Annotated in this window: 11 protein-coding genes; 9 read left to right on the forward strand and 2 right to left on the reverse strand. The window is 49.7% G+C overall.

Translation table 11 applies throughout. The features are described 5' to 3' along the window. The first annotated feature begins 114 nt into the window (after positions 1 to 114). From EV294_RS05130 to EV294_RS05150, 5 genes are all read left to right on the forward strand, one after another. Entirely contained in the window at positions 115 to 615 is a 501-nt protein-coding gene (locus EV294_RS05130; protein ID WP_132304420.1) for a YpuI family protein, read from the forward strand. Between the two features lie 54 nt (positions 616 to 669). Continuing rightward, positions 670 to 876 (forward strand): DUF1540 domain-containing protein, encoded by a 207-nt coding sequence (locus tag EV294_RS05135; protein ID WP_132304422.1) that lies wholly within the window; start codon positions 670 to 672, stop codon positions 874 to 876. A 6-nt stretch (positions 877 to 882) separates the two neighbouring features. Then, positions 883 to 1329 (forward strand): DUF4190 domain-containing protein, encoded by a 447-nt coding sequence (locus EV294_RS05140; protein WP_132304424.1) that lies wholly within the window; start codon positions 883 to 885, stop codon positions 1327 to 1329. A gap of 150 nt (positions 1330 to 1479) precedes the next feature. Further along, positions 1480 to 2274, forward strand: coding sequence for an ABC transporter ATP-binding protein (locus EV294_RS05145; RefSeq protein ID WP_132304426.1), 795 nt, complete (start codon positions 1480 to 1482; stop codon positions 2272 to 2274). Continuing rightward, the gene (locus EV294_RS05150; protein WP_132304428.1) at positions 2259 to 4526 is read left to right on the forward strand and encodes an alpha/beta hydrolase family protein; all 2268 of its coding nucleotides are present in this window, start codon (positions 2259 to 2261) and stop codon (positions 4524 to 4526) included. Before EV294_RS05145 ends, EV294_RS05150 begins: the two co-directional genes overlap by 16 nt. Positions 4527 to 4568: 42 nt before the next feature. On the opposite strand, the gene EV294_RS05155 is transcribed toward EV294_RS05150, so the two are convergent. Next, positions 4569 to 5261: a queuosine precursor transporter gene (locus tag EV294_RS05155; RefSeq protein WP_132304430.1), complete on the reverse strand. Its 693-nt coding sequence runs from the start codon at positions 5259 to 5261 to the stop codon at positions 4569 to 4571. 338 nt (positions 5262 to 5599) lie between these two features. On the opposite strand from EV294_RS05155, the gene helD reads away from it, so the two are divergent. After that, entirely contained in the window at positions 5600 to 7924 is a 2325-nt protein-coding gene (helD, locus tag EV294_RS05160; RefSeq protein ID WP_132304432.1) for an RNA polymerase recycling motor HelD, read from the forward strand. Between the two features lie 8 nt (positions 7925 to 7932). On the opposite strand, the gene EV294_RS05165 is transcribed toward helD, so the two are convergent. Further along, on the reverse strand, positions 7933 to 8511 hold the full coding sequence (locus EV294_RS05165) for a helix-turn-helix domain-containing protein (RefSeq protein ID WP_132304434.1): 579 nt from the start codon (positions 8509 to 8511) through the stop codon (positions 7933 to 7935). 665 nt (positions 8512 to 9176) lie between these two features. On the opposite strand from EV294_RS05165, the gene glgB reads away from it, so the two are divergent. The 3 genes from glgB to glgD are packed head-to-tail and all read left to right on the forward strand — an operon-like array spanning position 9177 to position 13377. Continuing rightward, positions 9177 to 11120: a 1,4-alpha-glucan branching protein GlgB gene (glgB, locus tag EV294_RS05175; RefSeq protein WP_132304438.1), complete on the forward strand. Its 1944-nt coding sequence runs from the start codon at positions 9177 to 9179 to the stop codon at positions 11118 to 11120. Further along, a complete protein-coding gene (locus EV294_RS05180) occupies positions 11099 to 12268 on the forward strand; it encodes a glucose-1-phosphate adenylyltransferase (RefSeq protein WP_132304440.1) in 1170 nt (389 codons plus the stop codon). The genes glgB and EV294_RS05180 overlap by 22 nt, the downstream gene beginning before the upstream one ends. Continuing rightward, a complete protein-coding gene (gene glgD / locus EV294_RS05185; protein ID WP_132304442.1) occupies positions 12265 to 13377 on the forward strand; it encodes a glucose-1-phosphate adenylyltransferase subunit GlgD in 1113 nt (370 codons plus the stop codon). The genes EV294_RS05180 and glgD overlap by 4 nt, the downstream gene beginning before the upstream one ends. Positions 13378 to 13395 lie beyond the last annotated feature (18 nt).

Genomic DNA, 13395 nt, shown 5'->3' on the forward strand with positions numbered 1-13395 from the left:
AAAATATGCGCCGGACAATGTCTGAACCGCCAGTACCAAACCAATGTAATTTGTGGTATCATGTTGTTGATGCCTAAGTTTTTTTTGTTGTAGTAGAAGAAAGGGGAACTACCTATGCCATCGACCAATGCGAAATCGCTTAGTGAAACATCGCGTACAAAGTTAAAAGATGCAATTAATCAATTGGAAACGTTTCTTAACCAGTATTCGCTGAACCAATTAATCGGCGAAGAAACCGGAGATGAAGCACAAACGTTTTACAAAGGCCTCTTGTCCGATTTGAGACATCTGTTGGTCTTCTCTGAAGTCTCTGTCGAGAAACTCGGAGTACTGCTCAGACGGCCAAATTTCGATAACGATTTTGCTGAACGCGCCTTATACGATGTTTACCATCAGTGCGTGAACGCCTTCTTCTATCCGAAGAATGAATGTTATTCGGAAGACGGCCGTTATGCTTATACCGGACAAGATGCCATCCGCTTCCGCTTCAAGCCGGTGCGCGAAGCACGCGACATCGTTCTCAGCGTATCCAAAATTTACGAAGAGCTCCGCGACGAGCTGGCGTACTACGAGAATGATTACATGACCCAGCGCCGTATGCAGGGGCAAAAATAGGACGGAATGAATCACTTTCGATCAGGGAAACTTGATATCGGAGGTGATTTTTTTATGCCGAAAGGTGTAACCTGCAGCGTATCCAATTGTACCTTCTGGAAAGAAGGCAACAATTGCGGCGCTGATGCCATTTCCGTTGAAATCGACCAGCATGCCGACTTTAACGAAGAATTCGGAGCTGACGATCTTGGGCTTTATCATCAGGATCAAGCAACTACATCACCTGCTACTTGCTGTCACACTTTTAAGCCGAAGGAGTGATGGGAAATGGATCAACGAGGCGTAAAAATCACGGATCGTCACAAAAACGATTATCCGCAATACGAAGTCTCTGCCCCTAACGCAATGCCGGATTTAAATGGCGGTAAAGTGGAAGAATGGGCGAATGAAAATAACGTGGGCAACGTCCACGAAGAAATGGCAGCGGATTTCGCTGTTGACAGCCCAGTCTCCTATGTACCGAGGGAACAAAAAATCGAAGAAGCGGCGGATGCGGTGGAATCCGGGGGAACAGCCCTTGGATGGGTAGCGCTTGTATTTGCGGCAGCATCCTGGTTCCTGTGGCCGGTGGTGCTGGGAATCACTTCTGCCGTGCTGGGCTTTATTGCTTACCGTCAGGGAGCAAGGGCGCTCGGCGGCTGGGCGATGGCGATTGGTCTAATCGCTGTATTGCTTTCATTAGTTATTGTTCCTTTTTATTACGCGGTTACTTGAAGAAAAAGCCTCGGCCAGCAACTGGCCGGGGCTTTTTCATGAATATCCATGTTACATACGGAAAAGTATTAATGGACTGTCAATAAGTTTGGATTGCCGCTCTGCCCGATTTTACCTATAATTTATAGATGTATGGGAGGGGAACAACCAATGATTATTGATATTCAGCACGCTAACTGGGAACGCGGGGACAAGCAGGTCCTTCATGATATCAATTGGAAAGTTCAGCCTAATGAGCATTGGTGTTTGCTTGGCTTGAACGGATCCGGGAAAACAACGCTGCTCAATATGATAAACGGGTATATTTGGCCAACCAGCGGACAGCTTTCGGTCCTTGGCAAAAAATTCGGGGATTACGACTTGCGCGAGCTGCGCAAAAGCATCGGTTGGGTAAGCACCTCGCTTCAGCAAAAGCTGTACGGCAGCGAGAATGCCATCAATATCGTATTAAGCGGCAAGTTTGCTACGATTGGTCTTTACGATCATACCAATGAAGAGGACCGAGATCAGGCGCTTGCCCTGCTGACGAGTCTAGGCTGTGCCTATTTGGCCGAACGCACCTATGATACGATGTCGCAAGGCGAACGGCAGCGCGTCTTGATTGCAAGAGCGTTAATGGCAAAGCCTAAGCTTCTTATCCTTGACGAGCCATGCACGGGTCTTGACGTTTTTGCGAGAGAGCAGCTTTTGTCGATGATTCATAAGGTGGCAAAAGACGGACCCACTATTATATATGTCACGCATCATGTGGAAGAAATTCTGCCTTGCTTCACTCACACGCTGTTGATTAAGCAAGGCGAAGTATTTGCCGCGGGGGTTACCAACGAGGTTTTAACCTCAGAGCGAATGAGCCGTTTCTTTGATGTTCCGGTAGAAATCGAACGCCGTGACGGCCGGAACTGGCTGTTCGTCAAACAATCGGAGTCGCTATGGAACTCGAATTAGTTCAGCCGCAGTTCCTGCCGAATCCCGAACCGCGAAGAAAAAGGTTTCTGAACTGGCTTCGTGCACGAATAGGGATCCGGCTTGAATACGATAGTTCGCTTTGGCGTTCCGGTGCAGCAGGTCTTCTGATGTTTGGCTCCGCGGCAATTATAACCGTCGCTTTAGGCATGCCGACCGGCTTTGGCGCGGCAATCGACATTGGGGCATTTGTGCTTGCCAATGCATTGGCTCTGTTGATCGCTTCTCAGCTTATAGCCATTATCTTGTCGCTGATGTATGTGCCGGTACCGCGTTTATTCGCCGGTTTTCTGCTTTATGTCGGCTTCGAGTGTTATTATATTTTGTATTATTCGGATTTTGAAATAATAAATTCGATCGTTTGCGCCGGAATCTATACCGTAATAGGCGCTGTTGTCGGAATACTGCTTGGCTGGTTCAGCCGAAGCCGCATACGGCTGATCTCCGGCATTGTGATTGCCGCTGTTACGGTTTCCGGCGTATTTATATGGATTAAGGAGCCTTTTGGCGGCGGGCATGCGGCTGCCGTATTCGCGGGAGCGGAGGAGACGGGAGGTTCCGGCGTGGCGGTTATCGACGCCGATAACCCTGGTGAGCCTGGCAGCTTCGGCTATCGTTTCTTTACTTACGGCAGCGGAACCGACAAGAAGCGCAAGGAGTATGGTAAAAGCGCTGAGCTGATCTCCTCATCCGTGGATGCTTCCGAGTACATCAAAAACTGGTATTGGATGAAGGAAAGGTTCTGGGGCTTTGACGAGGAGAAGCTGCCGCTGAACGGGCGGGTATGGATGCCCGACGGGGAGGGTCCTTTTCCTCTCGTGCTGATGGTTCATGGCAATCACCTGATGGAGGATTTCTCGGATGCAGGCTATGATTATTTGGGCAAGCTGCTTGCCAGCCGCGGGTATATCGCCGTCTCGGTAGACGAGAATTTCTTGAATTACTCGACTTGGTCGGGTATCCCGGATAATGATTTTAAAGTCAGAGCATGGATGCTGCTTAAGCATATTCAACAAATTCAAACGTTTAGCGAGAAATCGGATAGCGCTTTTTACAATAAAGTGGATTTCACGAATATCGCGCTTATCGGACATTCCCGCGGCGGCCAGGCTGTAGCAATGGCAGCCGACCGGGATGCCTGGTTCGCGGGCGACCGGACGCTTGACAGTCTCGATAAGCAGCAGGTTCACATCCGGACGGTAATTGCTCTAGCCCCAACGGATAAAGCCATCGATAACAAGTCGGCTAATCTGACCGACGTCAATTATCTGGTCTTGCAAGGGGCGCGTGACGGAGACGTGAACGACTTTTACGGAGACCGGCAATATATCCGGACTAGCTTTACAAAGGGTTCCGGTTACATGAAAGCGTCCGTGTATTTGTCCGAAGCGAATCACAGCCGGTTTAATACCGAGTGGGGAACGATGGACGAGCGTCCGCCTGGCGGCTTAATTCTAAGCCAGCGAGGAATGATGGAGCCGGCGGAGCAGCAGCAGGCTGCCAAGGTCTATGTATCCGCGTTCTTGGAGTCGACGCTGAACCATCGGGAAGAATATATCCCGTTGCTGCAGGACTACCGCACGGGCCTCGATTGGCTGCCGGATTCCACGGCTTACGTATCCAGGTACGAGGACTCGAGCTTTGATAGGATTGCCCGGTACGACGAGGACCGAAACAAAACAACGCTGCCGAAAGGCGGCAAGCTGGAAGGGTATAACCTGAAGTCCTGGGATGAGCTGGACGTGAAGGATCGGGATCACAATAATAAAGGAACGGTGGGTGCGCAGGTCGAATGGCTGGAGGACAGCTCTTATACCTTATCCTTAGCGGAGCCATTCCCGCTTGGAAGCGCGGCCGACAATAATCAGATGTTCACCTTCTCTCTAGCCAATCTGGCTTCGCAGCTTGACCCGGACCATCAGGATTCCATTCCGCAGATTCAGATTCAGTTGATGTCAACGGAAGGAGATACGATTATTCTTCCTCTGAATGCGTATATGCCGGTTCAGCAGCCATTCGTTACGACGTACACCATCATTCCCTTACTTGAGAAGACAATTAAAGGCGGGAAGTACAAGCATGACACGGAATCGGTATTCCAGACATTCCGCATGCCGCTCGGCGACTTTGCTGAAGCCGTGGATCGCAAGGACTTATCGATCAGCCGGATCACATTCCGCTTTATTGGCGGTCCTGGAAAAATCATGCTTGATGATATCGGTTTGTCCAATTGAATTCACGAGAAAAGGCTCCCGCCGGGGAGCCTTTTTAACAAGTTAATCTTCTTTGAAAGTAAGCCGCCTTGCTGCGTAAAGGAAAGGAGTGGAGAAAAGAGATACGATAAATTTAATGACATAGGTCGAGAGGAAGACCGAAAGCCATACGCTTCCTTCCAGCGTTCCGGCAAATGCAATGGTGCAGAAGATAAGGGTATCAACGAATTGGCTGATCACCGTACTGCCGTTATTGCGGATCCAAAGCTGTCCCGGAGCAGGGAATACCCGTTTTAGTACGGAATAGATCTTCACGTCGAGAAATTGGCTGACGAAATACGCGCATAAGCTTCCGAGCGCAATTTGCGGCATTAGCCCAAATATCATGTGCAGGGCATCATTGGTGTCATGGGCAAGCTCGGAGCTGTCCGGGTTAAAGACAAGCGCCATCTGCATAATGATGGTTGAGGCAATCAGCGTAAAGAAGCCGAACCATACTGCTCTTTTGGCGGCACGCTCGCCATATTTCTCGTTGAGCAGATCGGATGCCAGGTAGATGGTGCCGTACATCGTGTTGCCAAGCGTAATGACGATATCGAAGGGCATTTCGACGGTTTTGACGACTTGCACATTCGCCAGTACGGTTGCCATGCCGATCCAGGCGTAGACTCCCACGCGGCCGAACAACCGGTAAGAGATCAGAAATAAGGTAAAATGGACGAGCATAAATAGCGCGCCAAACCACAAATTAAACATATTGCCTCCCTGTAGGTCTTCATATGAAAGTATGCGATGCACGGTACTTGCAGCAGGGCATCGCAAGGTGTATGATGGATTTTCTGCCTTTGATATTATAATCGCTTGTTATCAAGGGATCAATACGGTCTGACCGAAGGATGGACAGCCGCTTCACCTTGAATTCAAGCGTTTATAAGTTTTTTCTTATAAACAGGGCTTGAATTCTCCGGATTGAAACGCGCTCTCCCGCCTAAGGATGGAACAGCCGCTTCACCTTGACAGGCAGATTTTGCTACAATGATAAACGAACTTTTTACCGTTATTCGCGTAACTACGCTTGAAGGAGAGGATTAATCATGCAGGACGAGCAGCGCATAGAGGAGCAGATGCGGATAGACCGCGTGATGCGGCTGATTCGCGGGCAGCTAGGCAAGCTGCTGCAAAGCTCCAGCGGTATGCGGGAAGATATCGTGGATATCCGCAAAAATTTCTGGGACGACGTTACGCTGAATTTCGAGGATGCGGCTGAAGCGGCCGAATCCGCCGCGAGCCTGAAGCAGCAGGCAGAGGTTCTTGCGGAGCGGGAGCATAGCCATAGACATGCATCGGAGCAGGTTAAGCTGCTTAGAAAGCTGGAGCAGAGCCCTTACTTCGGGCGGGTCGATTTTATAGAGAATGGCAGTGCGGAGGAAGAGCAAATTTACCTTGGCGTAGGCTCCCTGCTGGATGAGAGCGGTTCGAATTATTTGATTTACGACTGGCGTGCGCCGGTTTCGAGTCTCTACTATGATTATTCTCCGGGTCCGGCCCAATATGTTACGCCTGCCGGATCGATAGAGGGCCGGATGACGCTTAAACGCCAATATGTCATTCGCCGCGGGCAAATTTCCGGAATGTTCGATACCGGCGTAACCATTGGAGACGAGCTGCTGCAGGAGGTGCTCGGCAAGCATTCGGATGCCCAGATGAAAAGTATTGTAGCCACGATTCAACGGGAACAAAATCAGATCATCCGCAATGAACGGGCAAGACTGCTGATCGTTCAAGGGGCAGCCGGAAGCGGCAAAACCTCGGCGGCGCTTCAGCGCGTAGCCTACCTGTTATACCGTTACCGGGGATCGCTGCAAGCGGATCAAATCGTCTTGTTTTCCCCGAATCCGATGTTTAATAGTTATGTCGCCACGGTTCTTCCCGAGCTTGGCGAACAGAATATGCAGCAGACAACCTACCAGCAATACCTCGAACACCGTATTGGGCAATCGTTTGCGCTAGAGGACCCGTTTGCTCAGATGGAATATACGCTTGGAAGCATGGATGATCCGGATTACGAGACGCGGATCGCCTCCATTCGGCATAAGTCGGGCGCATCCTTTATGAAGGTGATTGAGCGTTATGTAGATACGCTTGGAGAATCCGGTTTATTTTTTAAAGCCATCAAATTCCGGGGACGGAAGCTGATTGCCGCGGAAGCTATTGAAGAGCATTTTTACAGCTTGGACAAAAGTTTCACGATTCCGAACCGGTTCAAGATGACGGCTGACTGGCTGCTGAAGGAGCTGACCCGGCTAAGCAAGGCGGAACGGAAGAAGCAGTGGGTGGAAGACGAAATGGAGCTGCTGGACAAAGAGGCCTACATCCATGCGTTTAACGAATTGAGCCGCAAGGAACGTTATACCTCGGACTCCTTTGATGATTTTGACCGCGAAAAAGACGTACTGGCTACCATGATCGTCCAGGAAAGATTCAAACGTTTGCGGAGCCGCGTGAAGAAGCTAAGATTTGTCGACACGCAGACTTTATACCTGCGAATGTATGAGAGCGAGCACGCTCCTTGGCTTGTCGAAGAAAGTCGGAATGATTGGGAAGCGATCCGCAAGCTTACCGTAGACACGCTTAACCGTGGAATACTTACCTACGAAGACGCAACGCCTTACTTATATATGAAGGATTTAATTGAAGGCTTCCAAACCAATACATCGGTAAGGCATCTGTTTATCGATGAAGCGCAGGACTACTCGCCGTTCCAGTTCTACTATTTAAAAAGAGTTTTCCCCATGGCGAAAATGACGGCGCTTGGCGACCTGAACCAGTCAATCTTTGCGCATGCCGCTTTGGGGAACGGATTTGATCCGCTTGGAGAGCTGTACAGCAAGGAAGAGACTGAGACCATAGTACTGACCCGCAGCTATCGTTCGACAAAGCCGATTGTCGAATTTACGAGCAGGATGATTGAAGGCGGAAGTCGAATCGTGCCGTTTAATCGCAACGGCGATGAGCCGACGGTATCGGTTGCTTCGGACGAATCGGAGCTGCACGGGATGATTTCGGAGCGTATCCGACTTCTGCGAGAAGAAGGCGCGAATTCGATTGCGGTCATTTGCAAGACGGCAGGGGAAAGCAGGATGGCTTACGAGGCATTGGAACCGAATTGTCCCGGAATGCGGCTGATCGAAAAAGAGACGGTAACCTTCGAGAACGGTACCGTCGTTATTCCGTCTTATTTGGCTAAAGGCGTGGAGTTTGATGCCGTTATTCTGTACAACGCTTCAAGCAGCGTTTACGGCAGAGAGAGCGAGCGCAAGCTATTCTATACGGCATGCACGCGAGCCATGCATGAGCTGCATCTCTACTACCTCTCGGAACCGACGCCATTCTTGACGCAAGCTTTGCTTAAAAAATAAGTCAGCGATTACCGGCCGTTGCGGACTTCCGGCCAGATATCGCTGACTGCAACCTGCAGCTCTCCTGCGATAAGCTCAGCCGTTAACCGGTTGGGCTTTTGTATATGTCCATTTCGCAGCTTGGAGATGGTCTGCAAGGAAATGTTCGTTGCGGCAGCCATCTGGTTGGCGCTGATATCCCGTTTGGCCATCCACATCTTAAGCCGTTTGGAAGAGTCGTAGACTTGCTTAATTGCCGTTAAAGGCTCTTCGTGCGCGTATCCGCTCTTATCCTCGTAGATGATCAGCGCATATCTGGCGTCATCCTGATCGGATACGGTTAAAGCCCGGAATTCCAGATGCACCGCAATTTCTTCTTGCTTGGCGGATGTCAGGACGGTCTCCTGCGTAAAATGCAGGCTGATGTCGCATGGCAAATAGTTCGCAATTAGCAGCTCAAGGGACATTCCCTTCAGCTGCTCTTGTGTATATCCGGAAAGCCTGCAGAAGGCTTCATTCGTTTCGTGAATCGTTGTTTCTGCCTTCGATACTCGGACAAGCGTCATAGGCTGATCAAGTATTTGGAAGATTTGATAAAATGCTGTCAAAGCTGCTCCTCCCTTAATTCCAAGCGCGCCAATGCACAAAATCGAGTATAAGCTTTACGCTTGTACTATACAATAGCTTTACTATATTTAACAAAATCGTCAAGAATAAATGCAGTTTGGTTTAATAAATTAAACTTGCTGGCATGAAACGGTTCAATCATGCGGAAGCTGGCATTTCTATGACAAAAAGGTAGAGTGTTAAGCTAACAGCGAGTTTTGTATGAATCTATGTTCTCGGGTAATATAAGAAAACGCAGGTTTGAAACATAGGGGGAAAACAGTCAACATGAAAACATGCGGGATCGATAATTGCTCCAAACCGATCAAGGCAAGAGACCTGTGCTCCATGCATCATCAACGACTGATGAGGCATGGCGATCCTAATACCGTCATGCCCCGCAGGACAAAGAAACTGGTCAATTGCAGCTGGATCAATTGTACAAGTCAAGCCGTATCGAAAGGACTTTGTGTCAAGCATTATTACATCAATCGCGTTTTAAAGAAAAATGAACAAAATGATGTAAGGTAATGTCACATCCATTTTCTGAAAATGGGGTGTTTATTTTCATGAAAATATGTATAATGAAGGTAACTCCCTATTTACCAGAAAATGAATCCTTTAACGCTACGGTACCATTCTAACCAAATGGAGGCGATTGTCGGAAATGATTCAAACGGCACCATACGGCCTTCTGCTGAGCGATTTGTATCTGTTCAACAAAGGCTGCTCTCACCACAGTTACCGGTTCATGGGAGCGCATGTCATGGACTGGGACGGTAAAGATGGCGTCAGGTTTGCAGTGTGGGCTCCGCACGCCAGGGAGGTTCGGCTTGTTGGCCAGCATAACAACTGGGATGGTTCCGGTTCGTTAATGGAGCGCGTGTCTTCGACAGGAGTCTGGGTTCACTTCGTACCGGGACTTGGCGAAGGCGCTGTTTACAAGTACGAGATCGTGACCTCAACAGGACAGCGGCTGCTCAAGGCGGATCCTTACGCTTTCCTCGCCGAAAGGCGTCCTCAAACCGCCTCCGTAGTGTCTGATCTATACGGATTCCCATGGCGGGATAAGAAATGGATGGAATCTCGGCACAAGCGGCCGGCATACTCCAATCCGCTAATGCTTTATGAAGTGCACGCCGGCTCCTGGCAGCTGAAAGGGGAGGAGAACTTCCTCACCTATGAAGAACTTGCCGATCAGCTTGTTCCTTACGTTGCCAAGATGGGATATACCCACATCGAGCTGATGCCAATCAACGAACATCCTTTTGACCAATCCTGGGGTTATCAGGTCACCGGTTATTATGCGCCTTCCAGCCGTTACGGCAAGCCGAAGCAGCTAATGAAATTTATTGACCGCTGCCACGCGTACGGCATTGGCGTTATTCTGGACTGGGTTCCCGGACATTTTTGCAAGGATGATCACGGATTGCGAAGCTTTGACGGTACTCCGATCTTTGAAGGAAACGATGAGCGGCTTGCCGAAAAGCCTTTATGGGGAACACTGGCCTTCGACTTCAAACGAAACGAAGTGATCAGCTTCCTCGTCTCCAATGCCATCTACTGGATGGAAATGTTCCACTTCGACGGTCTTCGGATTGATGCCGTCGCCAGCATGATCAATCTCCACATGGATAAACCGCCCGAGCTCTTCACCTGGAACGAGTATGGCGGAACTGACAATCTAGACGCTCTCCGCTTCATGAAACGGCTTAACGAAACCGTATTTCACTACTACCCAGACGCACTAATGATCGCAGAAGATTCTTCCGCTTGGCCTGCAGTCACCTCACCTACATACTTAGGCGGGCTGGGATTTAACTTTAAATGGAATATGGGCTGGATGAACGACGTGCTCAAATACATGTCGATGGATCCTGCCGACCGCACACACCACCACCACTTACTTACTTTCTCACTTTTGTACGCTTTCTCTGAAAATTACGTTTTACCGTTCTCGCATGACGAGGTTGTACACGGCAAGCGTTCCTTGCTGAACAAAATGCCGGGCTCCTATGAGGAGAAATTTGCTCAATTGCGTTTGTTATACGGCTATTGGATCGCTCATCCGGGCAAGAAGCTGCTGTTTATGGGCAGCGAATGGGGACAATTCGACGAATGGAAGGACCGCGAACCGCTTGACTGGATGCTGCTCGATTACGAGCTGCACGGAAAAATGCACGACTATGTCAAGGCTTTGAACCATGTTTATACCCATGAACCGTCCCTATGGGAAAGAGATCAAGACGCTTACGCTTTTCAATGGATTGATGTGAATAATGCCGAACAATCGATCATATCTTTCATTCGTTATGGCAAGCAGGGCTTCACTGTTACGGTTGCCAACTTCTCCAGAAACGGTTATACCCATTATCGATTAGGCGTGCCGCAGCCGGGCTGTTATCGCATGATCCTAAACAGCAATGAGGTACAGTTCGGAGGTTCCGATTCACAGTGTATTCAGAAGCATGACAGCGAGAAAGTGAGCTGGCACGGCTATAACCAAAGCATTTCCATCAATCTCCCCCCATTATCCTTCCAATTATTCAGCTTTGCGGGCGGAGACCACATTAAGAAGGGGTTGGTGTCATGGGTCGAAAAAAGGAAATGATTGCAATGCTGCTTGCGGGAGGAGAAGGCAAGCGACTGGGGGTTCTCACAAAGGATTTGGCGAAGCCGGCGGTCTATTTCGGGGGAAAGTACCGCATTATTGATTTTACTTTGAGCAACTGCACGCATTCTGGCATCGACACGGTTGGCGTTCTTACGCAATACCAGCCGCTTGAATTGAACCGGTATTTGGGCATCGGAAGCCCATGGGGGCTGGACCGCAGGGATGGCGGCATGGCCATTCTGCCTCCATACGTGAAACAAAAAGGCGGAGTCTGGTATAAAGGCACGGCAAATGCGATTTATCAAAACATGGCGTTTATTGAACGCTACGACCCAACCTATGTTCTGGTCATCTCGGGTGACCATATTTATAAAATGGATTACGATTTGATGCTGCAGCATCACAAGAAAAGCGGGGCGGATATTACGATTGCCGGCATTGAGGTGCCGTGGAAGGAAGCAAGCCGTTTTGGCGTTATGCACGTCGATGACGAAGACCGGATTACGGCTTTCGAGGAAAAGCCTAAAAACCCGACCAGCAATATCGCTTCGATGGGCGTGTACATTTTCACCTGGTCGGTTTTGAAGAAGTATTTGATTTACGATGAAGCCAGCCGCAATTCCAGTCACGACTTCGGCAAGGACGTTATTCCGTCGATGATGAGAGACGGATTGCATCTGAGCGCGTACGCTTTCCGCGGTTACTGGAAGGATGTCGGCACGATCGAAAGCTTATGGGAAGCCAATATGGATTTGCTCGACGATAAGCCTTCGCTGGATCTGGCCGATAGAGATTGGCGCATTTTCTCCGTCAGTCCGAATCGTCCTGCCCAATACGTCGCTTGCGGGGCGAGCGTATCCTCCTCCATGGTGACTGAAGGCTGCATTGTGGAAGGCGATGTCGAACGTTCCGTTTTGTTCTTTGGCGTTACGACGGGCAAAAACAGTATCGTTAGCCAATCGGTCATTATGCCGAATGTGAAAATTGGCGAAGGAGCCCGCATCTACCGGGCGATAATTGGTGAAGGTGCTGTAATTGAAGACGGCGTATGCATCGGCAGTCCAGATGATGATGCGATTACCGTTGTTGCCGTAGGCGAGTTTGTATCCAATGAACCGATGCTGCTGGAGGTGGAGCCGTCATGAAACATCAAGTTATGGGCGTCATAAATCTGATTCACGAAAACGATGATATGGAGCGGCTGACGCAGAACCGCTGCCTGGCAACCGTGCCGTTTGGCGCAAGATACCGGCTTATCGATTTCATCCTGTCAAGCATGGTGAACTCCGGAATCAATAAAGTAGCCGTATTCGCACATACGAAATACCGTTCCCTAATGGATCACGTTGGTTCCGGCGACCATTGGGACTTAAATAACCGTCAGAGCGGCTTGTTCCTGCTTCCTCCGGCAACGGACGACATTCAGGAAATCAGCCGCGGGGACTTATATCATTTCTACCAGCACCGCGATTATTTCAACCGTTCTACGCTGGAATATGTCGTGATTGCCCGCAGTCATATGGTTTGCAATATTGATTTCGAACCGATTATCGAAGCGCATAAGGAGCGCGAAGCGGATATTACGATCGTATGCAAGCGGGATGCCGATCTGATGGGAGGCAAGGCCCGCAAAATGAAGATGGATGGGGATGGCCGCATAACGGCCATGCAGGACCATTACGGAAGATTGAACAGCGATATCTGTTCCATGGAAATGTACGTGATGCGCAAGGATTTCCTAATGGAGCTTGTCGAAACTTCCCTTGCCCAAGGGCAGGACCATCTGGTCCGCCACGCCATTTTCTCGAGAATCGATAAACTTCGCGTCTACGGCTATTTGCATGAGGGTTATCTGGCAATCGTAAATACTCTGTCGAGCTTCTACCAGAGCAACATGAGCCTGCTTCGCCCCCAAGTATGGCGTGAGTTGTTCTTCCAGCCGGGGACGGTCTTCACGAAAGGCAAAGATGAGCCTCCAGCCCGCTATCTGGGAACATCCAAGGTGACCGACTCCCTTATTGCTAATGGCTGCCGTATAGAAGGAACGGTCGAAAACAGCATTCTGTTCCGCGGAGTCCATGTCCGCAAGGGTGCCGTTGTCCGCAACAGCATCATTATGCAAAACGGCGACATCGGCGAGAACAGTCTGGTCCAGCACTGCATTCTGGATAAGGATGTGCGCGTACAGTATGACCGCGATATCCGCGGTTCTTCCGAAAATCCGTTTCTGGCAGGCAAGCGTAAGATTATATAAATAGCAATTAAATTATGG

Source organism: Paenibacillus sp. BK033, assembly GCF_004345425.1.
Classification (GTDB): domain Bacteria; phylum Bacillota; class Bacilli; order Paenibacillales; family Paenibacillaceae; genus Pristimantibacillus.